Annotated in this window: 19 protein-coding genes and 1 riboswitch; of the genes, 5 read left to right on the top strand and 14 right to left on the bottom strand. The window is 32.5% G+C overall.

The genetic code is table 11. The annotated features are described in order from the left end of the window. Window positions 1-11: 11 nt before the first annotated feature. From B6K90_RS20255 to msrA, 5 genes are all read right to left on the bottom strand, one after another. Window positions 12-1,394, bottom strand: coding sequence for a UDP-N-acetylmuramoyl-tripeptide--D-alanyl-D-alanine ligase (locus B6K90_RS20255; protein WP_088014563.1), 1,383 nt, complete (start codon window positions 1,392-1,394; stop codon window positions 12-14). Between the two features lie 268 nt (window positions 1,395-1,662). After that, entirely contained in the window at window positions 1,663-2,763 is a 1,101-nt protein-coding gene (locus B6K90_RS20250) for a D-alanine--D-alanine ligase (RefSeq protein ID WP_139840772.1), read from the bottom strand. 226 nt (window positions 2,764-2,989) lie between these two features. After that, window positions 2,990-4,261, bottom strand: coding sequence for an MDR family MFS transporter (locus B6K90_RS20245; RefSeq protein WP_088014561.1), 1,272 nt, complete (start codon window positions 4,259-4,261; stop codon window positions 2,990-2,992). Between the two features lie 168 nt (window positions 4,262-4,429). Then, window positions 4,430-4,657, bottom strand: coding sequence for a hypothetical protein (locus B6K90_RS20240; RefSeq protein ID WP_088014560.1), 228 nt, complete (start codon window positions 4,655-4,657; stop codon window positions 4,430-4,432). 279 nt (window positions 4,658-4,936) lie between these two features. After that, the gene (gene msrA / locus B6K90_RS20235) at window positions 4,937-5,884 is read right to left on the bottom strand and encodes a peptide-methionine (S)-S-oxide reductase MsrA (protein ID WP_088014559.1); all 948 of its coding nucleotides are present in this window, start codon (window positions 5,882-5,884) and stop codon (window positions 4,937-4,939) included. A 151-nt stretch (window positions 5,885-6,035) separates the two neighbouring features. On the opposite strand from msrA, the gene mscL reads away from it, so the two are divergent. Next, window positions 6,036-6,437: a large conductance mechanosensitive channel protein MscL gene (gene mscL / locus B6K90_RS20230; RefSeq protein WP_088014558.1), complete on the top strand. Its 402-nt coding sequence runs from the start codon at window positions 6,036-6,038 to the stop codon at window positions 6,435-6,437. 83 nt (window positions 6,438-6,520) lie between these two features. Here the strand turns inward: mscL and B6K90_RS20225 are convergent, their stop codons facing one another. Both B6K90_RS20225 and lysA read right to left on the bottom strand, forming a co-directional pair. Beyond that, window positions 6,521-7,732, bottom strand: a complete 1,212-nt coding sequence (locus B6K90_RS20225; RefSeq protein ID WP_088014557.1) for a C40 family peptidase — start codon at window positions 7,730-7,732, stop codon at window positions 6,521-6,523. 355 nt (window positions 7,733-8,087) lie between these two features. After that, on the bottom strand, window positions 8,088-9,407 hold the full coding sequence (lysA, locus tag B6K90_RS20220; protein ID WP_088014556.1) for a diaminopimelate decarboxylase: 1,320 nt from the start codon (window positions 9,405-9,407) through the stop codon (window positions 8,088-8,090). A gap of 132 nt (window positions 9,408-9,539) precedes the next feature. After that, window positions 9,540-9,713: riboswitch (Lysine riboswitch) on the bottom strand. Window positions 9,714-10,017: 304 nt separating this feature from the next. Here lysA and B6K90_RS20215 point away from each other — a divergent pair. Next, on the top strand, window positions 10,018-10,953 hold the full coding sequence (locus B6K90_RS20215; RefSeq protein ID WP_088014555.1) for a cation diffusion facilitator family transporter: 936 nt from the start codon (window positions 10,018-10,020) through the stop codon (window positions 10,951-10,953). Window positions 10,954-11,080: 127 nt separating this feature from the next. Here the strand turns inward: B6K90_RS20215 and B6K90_RS20210 are convergent, their stop codons facing one another. The 3 genes from B6K90_RS20210 to B6K90_RS20200 all read right to left on the bottom strand — a co-directional run bounded on the left by B6K90_RS20210 (window position 11,081) and on the right by B6K90_RS20200 (window position 13,013). Further along, on the bottom strand, window positions 11,081-11,737 hold the full coding sequence (locus B6K90_RS20210; RefSeq protein ID WP_088014554.1) for a VC0807 family protein: 657 nt from the start codon (window positions 11,735-11,737) through the stop codon (window positions 11,081-11,083). Window positions 11,738-11,966: 229 nt separating this feature from the next. Further along, window positions 11,967-12,434, bottom strand: a complete 468-nt coding sequence (locus B6K90_RS20205) for a DinB family protein (RefSeq protein WP_088014553.1) — start codon at window positions 12,432-12,434, stop codon at window positions 11,967-11,969. A gap of 192 nt (window positions 12,435-12,626) precedes the next feature. Continuing rightward, entirely contained in the window at window positions 12,627-13,013 is a 387-nt protein-coding gene (locus tag B6K90_RS20200) for a DoxX family protein (RefSeq protein ID WP_088014552.1), read from the bottom strand. 180 nt (window positions 13,014-13,193) lie between these two features. On the opposite strand from B6K90_RS20200, the gene B6K90_RS20195 reads away from it, so the two are divergent. Beyond that, window positions 13,194-13,838: a TVP38/TMEM64 family protein gene (locus tag B6K90_RS20195; protein WP_088014551.1), complete on the top strand. Its 645-nt coding sequence runs from the start codon at window positions 13,194-13,196 to the stop codon at window positions 13,836-13,838. Window positions 13,839-13,950: 112 nt separating this feature from the next. Then, window positions 13,951-14,259 (top strand): DUF4870 domain-containing protein, encoded by a 309-nt coding sequence (locus B6K90_RS20190; RefSeq protein ID WP_088014550.1) that lies wholly within the window; start codon window positions 13,951-13,953, stop codon window positions 14,257-14,259. 118 nt (window positions 14,260-14,377) lie between these two features. On the opposite strand, the gene B6K90_RS20185 is transcribed toward B6K90_RS20190, so the two are convergent. The 3 genes from B6K90_RS20185 to B6K90_RS20175 form a co-directional block, all read right to left on the bottom strand. Continuing rightward, window positions 14,378-15,262: a TVP38/TMEM64 family protein gene (locus tag B6K90_RS20185; RefSeq protein ID WP_235821867.1), complete on the bottom strand. Its 885-nt coding sequence runs from the start codon at window positions 15,260-15,262 to the stop codon at window positions 14,378-14,380. A 293-nt stretch (window positions 15,263-15,555) separates the two neighbouring features. Then, complete coding sequence (locus B6K90_RS20180; RefSeq protein WP_088014549.1) at window positions 15,556-16,386, bottom strand: aldo/keto reductase; 831 nt, start codon at window positions 16,384-16,386, stop codon at window positions 15,556-15,558. A gap of 41 nt (window positions 16,387-16,427) precedes the next feature. Beyond that, window positions 16,428-17,630: an MFS transporter gene (locus tag B6K90_RS20175; protein WP_088014548.1), complete on the bottom strand. Its 1,203-nt coding sequence runs from the start codon at window positions 17,628-17,630 to the stop codon at window positions 16,428-16,430. A 429-nt stretch (window positions 17,631-18,059) separates the two neighbouring features. Here B6K90_RS20175 and B6K90_RS20170 point away from each other — a divergent pair, with 429 nt between their 5' ends. After that, on the top strand, window positions 18,060-18,425 hold the full coding sequence (locus tag B6K90_RS20170; protein WP_088014547.1) for a winged helix-turn-helix transcriptional regulator: 366 nt from the start codon (window positions 18,060-18,062) through the stop codon (window positions 18,423-18,425). Window positions 18,426-18,474: 49 nt separating this feature from the next. Here B6K90_RS20170 and B6K90_RS20165 read toward each other — a convergent pair whose 3' ends face one another. Next, window positions 18,475-19,146, bottom strand: a complete 672-nt coding sequence (locus B6K90_RS20165; protein WP_088014546.1) for a DUF4352 domain-containing protein — start codon at window positions 19,144-19,146, stop codon at window positions 18,475-18,477. Window positions 19,147-19,185: the final 39 nt, after the last annotated feature.

Raw genomic sequence — 19,185 nt, 5'->3', positions numbered from 1 at the left:
TATCCATACGTTTACCCCTGATTTACTATTGCATTTACAACTTCTTCTAATTTCATTCCCCTAGAAGCTTTAACTAATACTAGGTCATTTGGTTGAACTTGTTGTAATAAATCTTCAATTAACTTATTTTTATCTTCGAAGCTTTTTACACTTGAAGAATCCATTTGTTCAAAAGCTGAAGTTGCTGCAAATTTACTTAATGGTCCAAAAGTGTAAAGATAATCGAAATGTAAATTTACAACTTCTTCTCCAATTTCTTCATGAAAAGCAATTTCTTGATCACCTAATTCTAACATGTCGCCAAATACAACAAATTTTCGATTATAACCCTTTAGTTCTGAAGCAAATAAAAGAGCCGCTTTCATAGATGTAACACTTGCATTATAGGCATCATTAATAATTGTTATTCCATTTCCACTCTTTAATAGCTCCATACGCATTTTTGTCATTTCTAAATTCTGCATACCAGAACTAATTTCATCCCATGTTAATGAAAACTTTCTTGCAATTGCAATAGCTGCCAACGTATTACTAATATTATGTTTGCCTAGTACGCCCAATTTGAAACGGATTTCCTTCGCTTTATTTATTTCAAATTCACTACCAGATTCATTCATTTCAATAAACGTTGGATATACATCATTACTTTCGTTAAAACCAAAAGTTTCGATTGTATAGTTTAAGTTTTTGTCTCTTGTACCTTCAATTAATAATGGTTCATCACCATTAATGACAAGTAATCCACTTTTAGATAGTCCGCTAGCAATTTCAAGCTTTGCCTTTGCAATACCAGCTCTTGAGCCTAGTTCCTGCATATGAGATTCACCGATGTTTGTAATAATTGCCGCATCAGGCTCAGCTAAGTTAGATAAAAATTCAATTTCTCCAAAATTGCTCATACCCATTTCTAATACAGCAACCTCTGTATCTTCTGCCATCGCTAATACCGTTAATGGAAGTCCAATATGGTTATTAAAGTTCCCTTGTGTTTTATGTACTTTATATTTTGCTGAAAGAATGCTAGTTAAAATATCTTTTGTCGATGTTTTCCCATTGCTCCCTGTAATACCAACTATTTTACCATTCCACTCTCTTAAATATGATTTAGACAGTTTTTGTAAAGCTTCTAATGTATCATCCACTAAAATAACAGACGCATTTGTTGGAACATTTGAAAACTTTCTTGAACAAAGTACCGCGCTAGCACCATTTTCAATTGCTTGAGGTAAAAATTGATGTGCATCGAATTTCTCACCGATAAGCGGTATAAATAATTTTCCATTTAAATCTATACGTGAGTCTGTTGAAACTCCGTTGATTGTTATATCTTCACCCTTTAATTGGCTACCAGGGATCATATTAACAATTTGAGATAAAGTACGTACGATTGACATTGTCACCGACTCCTCTTCTATAGCATTTTTCTTCTATTCATATGAAAACACTATTCAACAATGAGATAGTGTTTCAGACTGTTGACAAACGCTCTCTCTTTTCGTTACTTTGCCTGACTGAGGTGCTAAATTACCGTCTAGGGTAACTCGCTTCTCATCAGACTTCTCATCTCGAAAGATAAGCGAATTCAATCAGTCTGAAAATCAGATTTTAGACTTTTGCCTACACACTGAAACACTATTCAACCATGAATAGTGTTTTCAATTGTTAAATATTATATTTAATTTGTTGTTTTTGTTCGTAACGTTCAATTGCTAGGTCTATTAATTTTTCAATTAATTTTGGATATGTTAATCCAGTAGCCTGCCATAACTGAGGATACATGCTGAATGGAGTAAATCCAGGCATTGTATTAACTTCATTCATTAATACGCCACCATCTTCTGTTACAAAGAAATCAGCACGAGTTAAGCCTGAGCCATCGATTGCTTTGAACGCAACTTCTGCATAATGCTTAATTTTTTCATATGTTTCTGTTTCTACTGGAGCAGGAATAATTAAACCAGTATCGCCACTCTCATATTTTGCAGTATAATCATAAAATTCTACTGATGGTTTGATTTCTCCAACAACAGAACATTCAACTTGATCGTTACCTAATACAGCAATTTCAATTTCGCGTCCAACAATGTTTTCTTCAATAATTATTTTACGGTCAAATTGGAATGCTTCTTCAAATGAAGCCATTAATGCTTCACGATTCTTAGCTTTCGTAATACCAACACTTGAACCTAAGTTTGCAGGTTTAACAAATACAGGATAGCCTAATTCTTTCTCGACTACTTCATAGCAAGACTCTGCATTTTTTTTCCACTCTGTTTTTAAGAAATGTACATATTTTGCTTGAGGAATCCCAGCTTGAGCAAATAAGTTTTTCATAATCACTTTATCCATACCAGCCGCTGAAGCTAATACACCATTTCCTACATAAGGGATATTTAAAAGCTCAAGTAAACCTTGAACTGTTCCATCTTCACCATTTGGTCCATGTAATAATGGGAAAATAACGTCAACCGGGCCAGTTGAATCTTGATTTGAAGCTGCAGGAATAATTGATGAAGTTAACGCGACAGGAGCGATTTCATTTACATGTTGATCCTCATTTGAGAATTTTAAAGCTGCAACACTTTCTACTTTCCCCTCAATTTGTTTCCCTTGTAACCATTCGCCTTGTTCTGTTATATAAATTGGATACACATCAAATTTTGTGTGATCTAAAGCAGAAATAACGGCAAAAGCTGTTTGTAATGATACTTTGTGTTCAGCAGATTTACCGCCATATAATAATCCTAACTTAATCTTCATGATGTTCCCCCTACTATTTTTTGCTCTCCCTATTGTACCACTTTATACAAAAGTGTATAAGCTTTTATGGGTAGAAACCTATTTTTCTTTACAACATATGCAATGATAGCTGTTTTGTGATTTCTTGACAACTAAAAAAGTATAGCCCAACTTGAGCTATACTTAGTGTGGACACAAGTATAATTACCCTCAGTTGACGAAGCATCAAAGAAAACAAGCGTCCTGCGACCTATTGCGCTATACCCTGTTGATTATCTCTAATTGCTACTTTCTCATCAAGTGAGCGATACATTATTCCTGAGAATACAACGCCTAATCCAAGAATAATAAAAAGCCATATACCAAGTTCTAAATCAAATAAAAAACCACCTAGTAATGGTCCCAGAAAACCACCAATCGTCCATTTCATACTACCAACAGCCATATAGGTCGCTCTTAATTCTTCAGGCGCAATATTGGCTACAAATGTCATTTGGACTGGAGACATAACCATTTCTCCAAATGTGTAGTATATGAAGATAATCGCCAAGAAAAATAGAATCATCCACTTACCTAATCCAACTGAAAGTAATAATGGAGGTGCAAAACCGATTGATAAAATACCTAAGCCAAATAATATAGTTCCATAAAACATCGTTTTTCCAATTGAACGATTCGATAAATAACTTGATATTGGAAATTGTAAAAGAACAACTAACAATCCATTAAGCGACATTAAAAATGGATAAGGATTCCACATGCCAAATTGCGATTGAATGGTTTGTTTAAAATAAAGTGGGAGCATTCCTTCAATTTGTGAGAATCCCATAGAAATAATCACACCTGTTGCTACGTAAAAAAGTAATAATTTATCAGAACTAATGATTTTCATAACCTTTTTTAAAGGAATTTTCGTTACTTCATTCTTTTCTTTAACATTCTTTTCGGCAGGAAGTGTTTCTTTTAATAGAATTAATTGTGCAATACTATAAAGTCCTAAAGTGATTGCTGCAATATAAAATAAACTGTCTTTAGAAAAGTACACGACTGAACTTCCTAATAACGGGCCAATCACAGTACCTACATTACTTCCAACCCTCAATAATCCATATGCTTCAGTTCTTTCTTCTGGTTCAGTTACATCAGCTACCATTGCAGAAGCCGCTGGACTAAAAAAAGAGTTACTAATACCTAGCAAAATCGATAAAATTAAAAATGCTGTATAGCCTTCTACTAAAGCAAAGGAAACTAAAATAAGAGATGTTCCAAGCGTCGAAAAAACCATCATACGTTTTCGACCATATAAATCAGCGAGTCTACCACCAGCCATCGAACCAAATAAAGATGCTATAGGTGAAATTGACATAATAAATCCAACCTTTAGCATTGAATCAACTTTACCTTCTAGGTATAGAGCAAAAAATGGCATAAGCATCATCATCGCACTACTCGTAATTGTTTCTCCAATCACTCGAATCCACACATTACGATCCATACCTTTTAACTTTTTAAAAAAATTCATCCTTAAGCGACACCTCCTAGTGCATATACAACTTCCATATTTAAATCGTATCGGAAGAATTTTAAGTTTCAAATTACTTTATACACGGATCCGATTAAATATGTTAACAAAACAAAAGGGCGTTCAATTGACTTTTCGTCATTGAACACCCACTCTTTTTTTAAACTTTTAAACTTGTTCTTTTGAAGAAATTGAGAACATCAATCCCAAAAAAGTACCTAATAGAAATAAGGTTGAACAAGAGCCCATCAATACTATGCTCACCGTTAAGCTCACGCCTGTATGTAAGAAACCGCTTCCAGTGAAATATAGTAAAAAAAGAATAAGACCAATAAAAAAGGCAATACCAGAATATTGAGTATATGTTTCAACGATTTCATAATCAGTGTGCTTCATAATGATTAACCTCCTGTTTCGTTTTTTTTGTGAATTGCAATACCTAATTTGTGACAACTTTGTGACACTTTTATATTAACACACTTATTTCACAATTGTAAATATTTTCAGAAAACTTTTTAAAAAATATTTAGGACAATATTAAGAAACTAATGATTAGATTAGATAAATACCATCCCCTTCCTAATATAGATAAAAAAACCGAGACGAATAGACATCTCGGTTCAAATCTTAATTATTTCAACAATTAGATCGTAATTAGTTAAATATCCTTAGAGACTATTTAAGAAAGATACTCTTATAATTACCATAACCCTCTTCATCCATTTTTTCATATGGAATAAATTTTAATGCAGCAGAGTTAATGCAGTAGCGAAGGCCCTCAGGTCCAGGTCCATCATCAAAAACATGACCTAGATGCGAATCAGCTTCAGAACTTCTCACTTCAATACGCAACATCCCGTGGCTATAATCCTTCTTCTCTTCAATTTCACCTTTTAAAATCGGCCTTGTGAAACTTGGCCATCCACAACCTGAATCAAATTTGTCTAATGAACTAAATAAAGGTATACCTGATACGATATCAACATAAATTCCTTTTTCCTTATGATTCCAGAACTCATTTCTAAATGGTGGTTCAGTTGCATCTTCTTGAGTAACAGCATACTGAATTGGTGTTAGTTTTTGCTTCAATTCTTCTTGGCCAGTTTTCCAGTGTTCCTTTAAAAATTTTTGACGACCAGATCCTTTAAAGTAAAGCTGGTAACGAATCGGATGCTTCTTATAATAATGCTGATGATATTCTTCTGCTTCATAAAATGGTTTCGCAGATAAAATTTCTGTCACAATTGGTTTCTTGAAAACGCCACTTTTCTCTAGTTTATCTTTTGAAGCTAGAGCTAGCTCTTTTTGATTTTCATTATGATAAAATATTGCAGTTTTATAAGAACTACCTCGATCATTAAATTGCCCACCTACATCTGTTGGGTCAATTTGTTGCCAAAATAAGTCCAATAATTTTTCATAAGGATATACTTCTGGATCAAATGTAATTTGAACAGCTTCGTAATGACCTGTTAAATGAGTGCATACTTCTTCATATGTTGGGTTTTCTTTTTCCCCACCTGTATAACCTGACACAACTTTTATAATTCCGTCCTGTTGATCAAACGGTTTTACCATACACCAAAAACATCCACCAGCAAATGTAGCTAATTCTGTGCCCATACCTTACTCCTCCTAAAAATTGTCATTAATTATATTTACCATATCTAATTGACGATATAAATATTTTTGCTTAAAAAGACCAATTGCTAACTTGAAAGAATTTAAATTTGTATGTAAACTTATACGATAATTATACAGGAGGACATTAAATATGTTTGAAGAATTTAAGAAGTTTGCCCTAAAAGGGAATGTACTTGATTTAGCAGTCGGGGTAATTATTGGTGGTGCCTTTGGAAAGATTGTATCTTCTTTAGTTGCTGATATTATGATGCCAATAATTGGATTAATCTCTGGTGGTATTGATTTCTCTAAATTAATGTACACATATAATAAAACTGAAATCAGATATGGCCTGTTCATCCAAACAGTGGTTGATTTCCTTATTATATCAATTTCAGTATTTTTCTTTATTCGATTAATCAATAAACTATCATTTAGAAGGAAAGAAGTAGAAGAAGCAAAACCTGTTGTTCCTACTAAAGAAGAATCCTTACTTATTGAAATTCGTGATTTATTAAAAGAACAGGTTAAAAACCAAAAAGATATAAGCTAAAGAGCTTATATCTTTTTGGCAATTTTTAATAGAAAATAAAAAACCTCGTACTATACTAATTATAATACGAGGTTAATAAACTATTAGAATTTTCCATAGCCTAGGAAGTGAGAACGAACCCAGCTATTACTTAAGCTGATTACGCTGATACCTTTACTTCCAGCATGAACCATTTTATTTCCGCCAATGTAAATACCCATATGTGAAGGACCATTAATATAAGTATTTTGCAAGAATACTAGGTCACCAGGTTGTGGAGAGCTGATTTTTGTAGCATTACTCCAATATGTTTTTACATTTCCACGAGAGATGCCATATCCATTATGTGAATATACATACCAAATGAAACCACTGCAATCAAAACCGCTTGGTGACGTTCCACCAAATACATAAGGTACACCTCGGTATTGTAAAGCATAATCTACAATTGAATTTCCAGTTGCAGCTGGGCCATCGTTATTTGAACCTGAATTAGATCCAGAGTTTGAGTTTGAGCTAGGTTTTGAATCAGAATTTGAACTAGATTTCGATTCAGAATTTGAACTAGATTTTGTAGCTGGAGTGCTAACGCTGTCATCTTCATCATCATCGCTAGATAAAGCAGCTAGTTCAAGAGATTGTTGCTCAAGACGTTGAACTCTTTCGTCTTCTTTTGCATTCTCTAGTTCTTTAACAGCTAACTTTAAGTTAGCTTCAGCAGTATTTAATGATTTTTGTTTTTCAGCTTGTGATTTAGAAAGTTCACTTTGTTGAGCAACTAAATCTTCTTTTGCATTTACTAAAGATTCTTTCTTCTCGTCAACAAGACGTTTTTCCTTTTCAACTTCTGCTTGTTCAGACTTTTGTTCTTTAATGATATTTTGATCAGCTTCAAAAAGTGTTGAAATTGAGTTTACTCGATTAATGAAATCTACGATAGAATCTGAATCAAATAAAACATCTGTTACTAGATTAACTTTTGGTTGCTTTTGCATTGCAACTAAACGATCCTCTAATAAATCGTTACGTTTTTCAATTCTGTCTGATAAGTATGTAATTCTTGCTTTTTTATCTTTAATAATCTCTTCTGTTTCAGAAATTTCTGCTTTTTTTGCTTCTATGTTTTGCTTAGTTGTTTTAATTTGAGCATCTATTTTCTTTACTTCGTTGCTTAGTTCTTTGAATTGTGATTGGAACTTATCTACTTCAGCTTGCTTTTTATCAACTTTGCTATCAGCTAATACTGAAGCATTTGGCGCTAATGATAATACTATTGTACTTGCCATCGCCAGCACTACTAGTTTTTTTCTTAACATTTCAGCGTTTCTCCTCTCGCTAATCTACGTAAATATTTATACCATAGATTCCCGAAGAGAGTCGCAATTGTTACAATATTGTAATATAAATGATAAATATGTCTTTATATGTCGATAAATTATCATATACTATTAAGGAAAACGAAATAAAACACTTCTATATTACATAGAAGTGTCAGAATGTTGACAAACGCTCGCTTTCTTCGTTACTTCGCCTGTCTGCGGTGCTCATTACCGTCTAGGGTAACTTCGCGCCTCGATAGACAAGCGCTTGCAATCAGTCTGAAAATCAAAATTTAAGTGTTTTGTCTAAACATTGACTCAGTACCTGAGACAAATAACACAAAAATGTTAATTATCTACTAGAGTTTTCAATGTAAACTCTATCGTTTCTTACTAAATCTTCATATGTTTCGCGACGAACTACTTCTCTTGAAACACCATCTTTAACAAAGACTACTGCTGGGCGACGGATACGGTTATAATTATTAGCCATTGAATAGCCATAAGCACCGGTGCAAGATACAGCTAATAAATCACTGTTTTCTACAACAGGTAGGTTACAATCCCAAATTAACATATCGCCACTTTCACAGCATTTACCAGCAATCGATACAACTTCTTTATTCTCATCATTTGCTCGATTTGCTAGCATCGCTTCGTATTTTGATCCATATAGTGCAGGACGAATATTATCAGTCATTCCCCCATCAACAGATACATATTTACGAATTGAAGGAAGAGTTTTTGTTGAACCAATCGTATATAGTGTTGTTCCAGCTTCCCCAACAATACTACGTCCTGGTTCTAACCATAATTCTGGTAGTTTGTAATCTAACTCTTCACATTGTTGTTTAATAATAGTAGTAATTTTTTCAATGTGCTTTGCGACAGCTAAAGGTTCGTCTTCAGAAGTATAACGAATTCCGAAACCCCCACCTACATTTAATATTTCAGCTGTAAAGCCTAAATCGTTTTTAAGTCCATTTAAAAAACTCATTAATACATTGATTGCATGAACAAATCCATCTGGCTCAAAAATTTGAGATCCTATATGTGAATGTATTCCTAATAATTTTAGGTTATTTGAATTTAATGAAACTTCCACTGCTTCATTAGCTTGAGCAGACATAATATCGAATCCGAACTTAGAGTCCTCTTGGCCTGTCATTACATACTCATGTGTATGTGCTTCTACACCTGGTGTTACACGTAATAATATTGATACTTCTTCATTACGCTGTTCAGCTAAAGCTTGTAATACTTCTAGCTCAAAGAAATTATCGACTACAAAACAACCGATTTTTGCATTTAAAGCTTCTTCAATTTCTTCAATTGTTTTGTTGTTTCCATGAAAGTGAATTTTCTCAGCCGGATAGCCTGCTTGTATAGCTGTAAATAGCTCTCCACCAGAAACAACGTCTAGGCATAGTCCTTCTCTTTCTATTAAGCGGGCTTGTTCAACACATAGAAACGCTTTACTTGCATAAGCAACTTGATATTTCATTCCCGTTTCTCTTAAAGCTTCATGGAATTCCCTACATTTTGATTCAATTAATGCTTCGTCATAAATGTATAGAGGCGTACCGTAATTTTTTGCTAAATCAACAGTATCACAACCTCCGATTTCTAGATGTCCTTCATTATTAATTCGACTATTACCATGTAAATACATTCGTATTCTCCCTTCAAATCAAATGTAAGATCATTCTAAGAAGCTTCCTTCAATGTATTAGTGTATTAAAAAAGACACATGAAGTATGTTCATGTGCCTATCGCTTTAAAAAAAGGATTTAGCCAATCACATCTCTTCAATAGCTCTTCACAAACACATGTGACAGTACTACATTTATTAAATGTAGTCCCAGAAATAAAATGTGTGGCAATTTATTTCTTCGGCATAGGATCCTTTCTCATTTCGTCATAAAACCCACAGTTCTCTAAAATGATACTCATATACAATGCAACCTCTACGAATAGACTGTTATTTTTTATATTAGTCTATGTATAACACAGTCTAAAAATAGATGTCAAACCATTTTTAACATATTTGTCGATATATATTCAATCACACACACAGCTATTACTTTCCAAAATAGTATCTATAATATAGAATATGTTTTATGTGAGAGAAAAGGTGATTCAAAATGAAAAATCATTTCAATAAATTTAAATTAAATCTAAAAAAAACAAACCACTAACAAACTGTTAGTGGTTTTTCTTTTTTGTTGCCTTATTACAAAACTCTTAACTTAAGTAGAAAAAATTGGACAGGGGTGAATAGATTGCGTTCAAGCAAAATAGCAGTACTTTCTATATGTAGTAACACATTCATCGTTTTATTAAAATTAATAGTCGGAATCTTTACTGGTTCCGTAGCAATCATCTCGGAAGCAATTCATTCTTTACTGGACCTGGTTGCATCAGTCATTGCATTTTTCTCTGTAAGGATTTCAAACAGACCGCCTGATAAAGATCATCCTTATGGTCATGGTAAGTTTGAAAATATTTCTGGTACGGTCGAAACAATCTTAATATTTGTAGCCGGCATATGGATTATCATTGAATCTGTTGAAAAACTTCTTCATCCTACTCCAATTAAAATGCCAATTATCGGCGTAGTCGTCATGTTAATTGGAGCATTAATCAATTGGAGAGTAGGAAAAATCGTTCAAAAAGTAGGTAATGATACTCATTCTGTTGCAATGCAATCAAACGCTTTGCATTTATTGACAGACGTTTATTCATCACTCGGAGTTGCAGTAAGTTTAATTTTAGTAAGTCTTTTTGGTTGGGAATTTCTCGATGCATTGATCGGAATTGGAATTGCAATTTATATAATGAAGGAATCAATCGAACTTGGACGTAAGTCGTTTACCCCCCTACTTGATACTGGACTTTCCACAGATGAGTTAAAACAAATTGAAAATGTATTATATTCTTTTAAATCTCAATTTATCGAATACCATGACCTACGCACTAGACGTTCGGGTGCCGAGGAGCATATTGATTTTCATTTAGTATTACCATCACACATGAGTATTGAAGAAGCCCATTTACTATGTGATAAAATTGAAGAAGAAATAAAAAAGGTTTTAGTAGATCCTAAAATATTAATTCATGTGGAACCAGAAAATGAAAGAATACAAAAAATTGAATTCTTAAATGCATCTAGAGAAGACAAAGAATTGCAAGAAGTAGGAAATTCATTAAAGGGATAACTTGATATTAGTAATATAAAAACCCACAAGGAACTTTTATAGTGACCCCATAAAGTTAGACTGTGTCTAACATTTGGGTTGCACTTCAACTTGTACCTTGTGGGTTTCATTCTATTAAAAAACTTTACTAAATAATAATTTCATCAGAAGGTTGCTCTGAGTCATCCCCTTTTAATTTTTGAGCTCTCATTGTAACCATCGCATAGCCAATGGCCATAATTATGCCAAAAACATATCCACCAACCGTAAAGATAATTGTACGTGAGTAATATGCTTTTAATCCATACGTATCAACCATCCACCATTGTGCAATAGCAAATAATATATCTTTAATAATCCATGCGATAAACAAGTATTGAAACACTTTAAAAAGTGAAGGGTGTTTATATAATTTTTTACTTTCTTCACGATCTTGCCCCTGTATTGCAGCAATATCGATCATAAAATAATATGGTAATGGCTTTTTCAAAGCCATTAAAAATAAAAATACTCCTACTAGCGCAAAGTGATAATACACATTGTACAAAATTAAGTTTTTCGCAGAACCTAACGCCATTAAATCAACTGCAGTACTAACAGTTAACGTTGAAATAATAAAAATACCAGTAACATTAAACTGTTTTGTATACCAAAAACGAAATAAAGTATATAAGATCCCTGGAACAGTAGGTAAGAGCATTGCCCAATAGTCGCTAAAATAGTGTTGTAAAACTTTATATAAAACAAGCGGAAATACTAAATACAAAATTAGATCGTAAATAATTAAATTACTTTCTTTCTTCATTTATATAACCTCGTTTTTTTTAGGCTGTCTTCGTAATAATCGCTGCTATTTAATATTCTTATCCATTCTACTAAAAAACAAAAGTCAATTACAAAAAAGCCATATTTTATTTTGAATTACCAAAATTTTCAAACTTTCAAGTTGTCAAATAGTTAAACATGATTATAACAAAAAAATCTAAGAGCATAAACTCCTAGATTTAGTGTGAGGACAAAAGTTAAAAATAAATCTATTGGCCAAGTGATCTTTTTAAACCATTTATTAATCCTGTATGTAGACCTTCATGGAAAATGTTAAAGCTAATCATGTCTCGAACAGTCTTTATTTCAAAACTACCTAGTTTCATTTCTTTTGGAATGATTTCATCTAATCGTCCTTCGTATGTAGTAATAACTTGTTCAACTTGCTGTTCTAGTAATGAAACAATTTCCTCATATGATGGTGGCTCCACTTGCCAGTCACCTGGGTTAGTCCCACCCTTGAAAAAATCAATGAATTCCTTTGAAAGTTGGCCAGTATCACCAGTGTTAGCATAAAGTAATTGCTCATATGCCCCTAGTACATGACCGGCATTCCAAAGAATATTATTATTGAATCCTGCTGGTATTACATCTACAACTTCTTTTGAAACTGAACTAAGAACTTTCAAAGTATAAACCCTTGTAAACCTAAGTTGTTCAAAAATAGCATCTACCATCTTGATCCCTCCATATTGTCAATACTTATATCGTATCACGAATGAGGGATATTTTTCATAAAACGAATGTGAACTCATAGGCTCATTAAATGAAGATGAACGTTTTAACGATAACTGAGAACGTGATAGAGGGAAGCCTCTACTATTGAGGCTTCCCTCTATCACGTTCTAGATTTCCAAAAGATCAATCACTTAAAATAAAACCATTGATCCTGGGCCAGTAAGCAATAATCCTACTGCTGCTGCAATAATTAATAGATTAAACTCAAATCCGTTCGAACTATTCCAGAATCCGTTCTTTATATGAACCTTTATTACTGCTACTGCCATTACTACTATAATTAACCATGCACCTATTTCTGTATATACACCGGCCGCTATAAAGAATCCACCTACAATTTCTGCCGCTCCTGTTATAAAAGCAAAAAATGCACCAGGTTTGATTCCAATCGACTCTAACCATTGTCCAGTTCCTTTAATCCCATAACCACCAAACCAACCAAATACTTTCTGCACCCCATGCCCAAATAAAATAATACCTAAAACAAGTCTAATAACTAATAGGCCTTCATCAAGCATATCTCCACCTCAATTCTCTTTGATTTGAGATATTTAATTTAGTGCATAATTATTTTTATTCATTTTTTGACTTGTTTATAACCTTTATTATTAATTTTTAAAAATGAATCAGTTTTCTTGTACTTGAAGAATAGAATACTATAACAGAAGATTTTCTAACTTAAAAGGAGAGCATAAATCATGAAAAAAGTCGTTCCAATAATTGTAATCGGCTTTTGGATTTTAATGCTACTACTCGCTATTCGATATCATTTATTTCATTTAACATTACAGGATATAAAACATTTCATTACTAATTCTTCCATCAATCCTATGCTATTATTTGTCGCTATTTTCTGTGCAAGAATCTTTCTATTTATTCCTAGTTCTGTATTAATAGTAGTAGGTAGCTTGTTTTTTCACCCGTTTGAAACCATTCTCTTATCCTTAATTGGAATGGCCATCACCGAAACAATTATTTACTTATTAAGTAGAAGTATTTTAAGTGATTCGATCCAGCAATTCATGGAGAATAAATACCCAACTCTATTTGAAGAAATTATTTCTAACCGAAAGAGATACTTATTCTTAACAGTTGCAACTCCTCTAGCTCCGACAGATGGCGCATGCTTTATCGCAGCTTCCACTAATATGAAATACTTATCCTATATTGCAATTGTATTTGCTGGTAATATACCGATTGCTGTTCTTTATACTTTATACGGAAATTTCTTGCTTGGCTCGCCATGGGTTACAATCTGTATTACTGCTACAATCTTAGTCACCTTTTTCATTTATATTTCCTTAAAAAAGAAACAAAAAAAGGATACACATTTCTCAGCCTAAACTTTTTAAAATTAAATAATTTCAAAAATTATTAATAAATAAATCGATATATATATATAAATTAAACTATACTAAGATTAATTAAAATTTTTTAAGAAATCGAGGTAAAAAGATGGAAACAAATAAGATTTTGTCCTCATTATGTTATTTTAGTGTATTCTTCGCACCTTTCTTATTCCCAATAATTGTTTATTTCGTTGCAAAAGATCAACAACTAAAATCGCATTCTAAACGAGCATTTTTTTCACACATACTCCCATTTCTAACAATTATTATTTTGGCGCTAATTTCCCTTTTCACTTTTAATACTTTTGGTGATGGTGCTGGTTTTGCTCTTATAGGTGGATTTATATTAGCATTCATTGTTAATTTAATTGTTTTTATATGGAATATAGTTCAAGGTATTAAAGTATTGATGTAAATTCGTCATGTTTTCTACATTATTTCTCAGGAAATTTTCAATTTCGACAAAAGTAAATTTATAATTTCTTAAGCATAAAAAGGCAATGTAAGGTTAAACCATTACATTGCCTTTTTTATTATTCACTTTGTGCTACGTAAGCTTCTTTTGAATTCGTTCGTTTAATTGATTTCTTAATAATAAATGATAAAGATACGATACAAGCAATTAAAATGGAGCTAGTTAAAGCTATTTGCGAAGTTGTTAAAGAGAAAAACTTTGCCAAATAGACAGAGTATGATAATAGAGATGATGTGATCAATTTTGAAATCGAAGCAATTATAAGAAACTTTTTGAAAGATACTTTGCTAATTCCTGCCCCAACACAAATAATTTCATCAGGTAAAATCGGAATGATAAACATTAAAGTTAAAATAATCGTTTCATTTTTTTTAACATATTCCTGATATTTTTTTAGCTGTCTTTCTTTAACAAACTTTGAAACTAATTTAAGTCCACCTATTCTTGCTAAAAAATACATAATGACAATCCCTAAAGTTGAACCTAAAAATCCAATTACCGCTCCAGAAAACGATCCGATAACAGCACTACCTGCAGGAATAGTAAGTGCTTCTGGTAAAGGTAAAAAAATCGGCTGACATAAACAGATTAAGAAAAATAATAATTTTGCAGTTGTAATATGATTGGTCAATATTCGTTCAACTCCGTACGCATCTACGAATACTAGAAATTTACTGGCATAAAATAAAATTCCAACTATTGATATACAAAGTAGTAAGCTAATTAGCGCTATTTTTGTAACCTTTAAAAACTTTTTATGATTCGATATAACAAGATAGAAATCTAGTAGCAGAATTCCCATGATTGCAAAAATAAATGATATTTTATAGATCGTTACAATAGTAGGTAAACTAGTGACTAATATTAAGATCGATATTGTAGCTAATACTATGTGTAACGTGAGTTCTTTCATCGTATTAAACTGTTTTTTGTCTTTCTTCAAAGTATTCAACTCCTCTACTACTGCTTGACCGTTCTCCAGTATTTTTCGTTACTATGTTAATAGTAATGAATCGGTGAACAATTTAAAACGCACTTAAGTATTAAACTTAGTAAGTCTTAAGTCTTACGCTGTGGAAGTTTTATGTAAATGTATATTGTTATATTCGAATATTCGACTCTCAATATAAAAAGCCTCTAAAGTTTATATAAATTTTGATTTTTTTCGCACGACTTTCGATTAGAAATAAAAACGACTGTCATTATTTTGACAGTCGTTTACTTCTATATATTCGATTAAAAATCGAAATTGTCAGGGTCTGGACCAACGCGGTGGTTTTGGTTCAGAGCGTTGATTTGGTTCATATCTTCTTCTGTTAGTTCAAAGTCAAAAATATTTACGTTTTCTTGAATGCGATGTTCTTTGATTGATTTTGGTATGATGACAATACCGTTTTGTAAATGCCAGCGTAACACAACTTGAGCAATTGATTTATTATATTTGTTTGCTATTTGTAATAAGGTTTCATTTTCAAATAATTGTCCTTGCATTAATGGTGCCCATGCTTCCACTTGAATTGAATTTTCTTTTAAAAATTCTCTTAGTTCAACTTGACTTAACATTGGATGTAATTCAACTTGATTGATCATAGGCATAATTTCAGCATTAGCCATTACTTCTTTCAAGTGGTGAATTTGGAAGTTACTCATTCCAATTGCTTTTACTTTACCATTTTTATATAGTGTTTCGAGTGCTTTCCATGATTCAACATATTTTCCTTCTACTGGCCAGTGGATTAAATATAGGTCTAAATAATCAAGACCAAGTTTTTTCAAACTTAATTCGAAAGCATCGATAGTTAATTGGTAACCTAGATCAGCATTCCATACCTTTGATGTAATAAATAAGTCTTCACGTTTAAGACCATTTTCTTCAAGGGCTTCTCTAATTCCTTGCCCTACACCTTCTTCGTTTTGATAGATTGCTGCAGTATCTATACTACGGTAGCCATTTCGTATTGCTGCTTTTACAGAATCAATTACGACTTGTCCGTCTTCAACTTGGAAAACTCCTAACCCGATAACTGGCATTTCTAAACCATTGTTTAATTTAACTACATTATTCATTTTTATTTCTCCTTTTATCTCTTTAATTTTTTTAAAAAAATTTACTTTTTCTTTTCTATAGAAACGCTCCAGATACTAAGTAGAACCGCTCCAAAAACCATAATTCCACCAATCCAAGGTGTATGAATCAAGCCGATTGTATCTACAACTAATCCACCAATAAATGCTCCAATTGCAATACCTACGTTGAAAGCTGCTATATTTAGCGCTGATGCAATATCTACAGCAGATGGAACATACTTCTCAGCTAATTTCACAACATAAATTTGTAGACCAGGTACATTCATAAAAGCAAGTAAACCTAAAAAGAAAATCGTTATAATCCCAACTATTTTAAACGGTGCCGTGAACGATAAAATGATGAGAACAATTGCTTGAACAACAAACATCCACGTTAGTGCTTTTAAAGGATTTTTATTTGCCGCTTTTCCACCAATCGTATTACCTATTGCTACTGCAATTCCATAAACAAGTAAGATAATACTTACAGAGTTTGGAGCAAATCCTGTGATTTTTTCAAGGATTGGTGACAAGTATGTGAATGCTACAAAAGTACCCCCATATCCTAAAGCTGTAATAGCAAAGGCTAATAGTAATGGTCCATTTTTTAAAACTTTCAGGTTATCACTAAATTTTGATGCCAGTGGCTGTTTAATTGTTTTTGGAACTAATATCGCGATTGCAATGATTGCAATAACACCTAATAATGCTACAGCTCCAAAAGTTGATCTCCATCCAAAATGCTGACCAATAAATGTACCTAATGGAACACCAGTCACAGTTGCAACAGTCAAGCCTGTAAACATAAATGCAATCGCACTTGCACGTTTGTTTTCAGGTACTACATCGGCTGCAATTGTTGAGCCAATTGAAAAGAATACCCCATGTGAAAACGAAGTAATGATTCGAGCAACTAATAATAGACCAAAACTAGTTGAAAAGGCAGCAACACTATTTCCAATGATAAAAATAATCATTAATAGCATTAGTAACGATTTTCGACCAATCTTATTTGTTAACGCGGTTAAAATTGGTGCCCCAAGTGCAACACCCATCGCATATCCAGAAATTAATAAACCTGCTAATGTTATTGAAATTTTCAAATCACCAGCTAGAGTTGATAATAAACCAACAGGAACAAATTCAGTTGTCCCAATCCCAAAGGCACTAACAGCAAGAGCCATTAACGCGGGAGTGCCACTTTTTTTCTCTTGCATTTTAATCGAAGTAGCAGTTGAACTCATATATAATCCTCCTTATTATTGCTATTGTATTTTTATTATTAGTTTGAATACAAAAAGACATGGCGCCTGAATAAAGTCTCATTGTCATTCAAAACATAAATGAAAAGAAATTGTAAAAGATTAACATCTGGCTCTATACAATTAAGTAGCAATGGAAAAAATACTTTTTGTAAATGTTTGTTAATCAATTAACTATTGTCATTATGAGTGATAAGATTCAGTAAAAGAAGTATGTACTTTGAAGTGATATAGTTACTTTTTAGTAACATTTATAAGAATAAAGGTTTAAAACAGAGAAAAATTTACAAAAAAATTTTTTACCGGACTAGAAACTACACAGTTTACTACGAGAATGTTATGATGTTTTAATCATTAAAAATATGTTACGTAGACCTTTTTTGATTAAAAATGAATGAAGGAGAGGAGAAAATGAAAAAATACAATATTCCAGTTGAAGCTTCATTAGACGTAATCGGTGGTAAATGGAAGGTTGTGATTCTATGTCATCTGACAAAAGGAACGAGACGAACTTCTGAATTAAAAAAATTAATGCCAAACATTACCCAAAAAATGTTAACTCAGCAACTGAAGGAATTGCAGGAAGATAATATCGTTCACCGAAAAGTATTTAATCAGGTTCCGCCAAAAGTGGAATATTCCTTAACTGATTACGGATGGTCTTTAAAAGAAGTTTTAGATTTACTGTGTTCTTGGGGAGAAAATCATATTGAACAAATGTATCCTGACAAAAATGATGTACTTCTTCCTCCAGTTGAGGATGAAATAACCTTATAAAATAAAAAACTCCTTTTTCTATTATGAGAAAGGAGTTTTTTGTGTAACGCTAATTAAAATTCACTTTAATTTTTTGTCCTTGAGCAACTACTTTATGTTGATCATCTAATACATCACTAGTTGTCAGCTCAATCCATTTCAAGCTAGGGTCAGCATGATCGACAACAAATCCCATTGCACCTTGCTTTGAACCATTAGGACTGATTTCCCCGCCTAAATATTCAATATAAAAATCATCTTTGAATTCCTTTACTTCATTATTACTTGTCACCAAATGTGCAACTGGACCAAAGTGTAGTTGTTTATTCGAGTGATTAATAATTTCTACTTCAACCTTTATAAATCGAAAATTTTCATAGCTTTCCGTATAATAATGAAAATAATCCATTAAAGAATACGTTGGTAAGTTTTTAAGAAGCTTGATGTTTTTAATTTTCATTTCGATTGGACCAACTGAGTAAGATTTATTTAATGAAGCAATGCCTTCTAAAGTAACTTCACCTTTATCATCTTTTACTGTTTGACCTTTAAGACGTAAACTTGTATCATCTGAAACCTGTGGATTAGGCACGTATATATCGTCTAAAGACTTTGCTCGGTTTTTGGATATAGTAGAGACCTTTTTTATGTTTTCAGCCGAACCAGTTGTTTTTTCCTTCTGGACTAAGCTACATCCTGATAGCATGAAAGAAAGTAAAATAAACGGAATCAATTTTTTCATATAAATCCCCTTTCACCCTTAAATCCCGTTAAATAAAGT

This window comes from Gottfriedia acidiceleris (assembly GCF_002128425.1).
GTDB classification, from domain to species: domain Bacteria; phylum Bacillota; class Bacilli; order Bacillales; family Bacillaceae_G; genus Gottfriedia; species Gottfriedia acidiceleris.
This window is presented reverse-complemented; position numbering and strand designations above follow the sequence as displayed.

Coding starts and splice junctions, on each gene's coding strand:
- B6K90_RS20255 (WP_088014563.1), bottom strand. CDS start 1,394: ATGTCAATCGTACGTACTTTATCTCAAATTGTTAATATGATCCCTGGT.
- B6K90_RS20245 (WP_088014561.1), bottom strand. CDS start 4,261: ATGAATTTTTTTAAAAAGTTAAAAGGTATGGATCGTAATGTGTGGATT.
- B6K90_RS20240 (WP_088014560.1), bottom strand. CDS start 4,657: ATGAAGCACACTGATTATGAAATCGTTGAAACATATACTCAATATTCT.
- msrA (WP_088014559.1), bottom strand. CDS start 5,884: ATGGGCACAGAATTAGCTACATTTGCTGGTGGATGTTTTTGGTGTATG.
- mscL (WP_088014558.1), top strand. CDS start 6,036: ATGTTTGAAGAATTTAAGAAGTTTGCCCTAAAAGGGAATGTACTTGAT.
- B6K90_RS20225 (WP_088014557.1), bottom strand. CDS start 7,732: ATGTTAAGAAAAAAACTAGTAGTGCTGGCGATGGCAAGTACAATAGTA.
- lysA (WP_088014556.1), bottom strand. CDS start 9,407: ATGTATTTACATGGTAATAGTCGAATTAATAATGAAGGACATCTAGAA.
- B6K90_RS20210 (WP_088014554.1), bottom strand. CDS start 11,737: ATGAAGAAAGAAAGTAATTTAATTATTTACGATCTAATTTTGTATTTA.
- B6K90_RS20205 (WP_088014553.1), bottom strand. CDS start 12,434: ATGGTAGATGCTATTTTTGAACAACTTAGGTTTACAAGGGTTTATACT.
- B6K90_RS20200 (WP_088014552.1), bottom strand. CDS start 13,013: ATGCTTGATGAAGGCCTATTAGTTATTAGACTTGTTTTAGGTATTATT.
- B6K90_RS20195 (WP_088014551.1), top strand. CDS start 13,194: ATGAAAAAAGTCGTTCCAATAATTGTAATCGGCTTTTGGATTTTAATG.
- B6K90_RS20190 (WP_088014550.1), top strand. CDS start 13,951: ATGGAAACAAATAAGATTTTGTCCTCATTATGTTATTTTAGTGTATTC.
- B6K90_RS20180 (WP_088014549.1), bottom strand. CDS start 16,386: ATGAATAATGTAGTTAAATTAAACAATGGTTTAGAAATGCCAGTTATC.
- B6K90_RS20175 (WP_088014548.1), bottom strand. CDS start 17,630: ATGAGTTCAACTGCTACTTCGATTAAAATGCAAGAGAAAAAAAGTGGC.
- B6K90_RS20170 (WP_088014547.1), top strand. CDS start 18,060: ATGAAAAAATACAATATTCCAGTTGAAGCTTCATTAGACGTAATCGGT.
- B6K90_RS20165 (WP_088014546.1), bottom strand. CDS start 19,146: ATGAAAAAATTGATTCCGTTTATTTTACTTTCTTTCATGCTATCAGGA.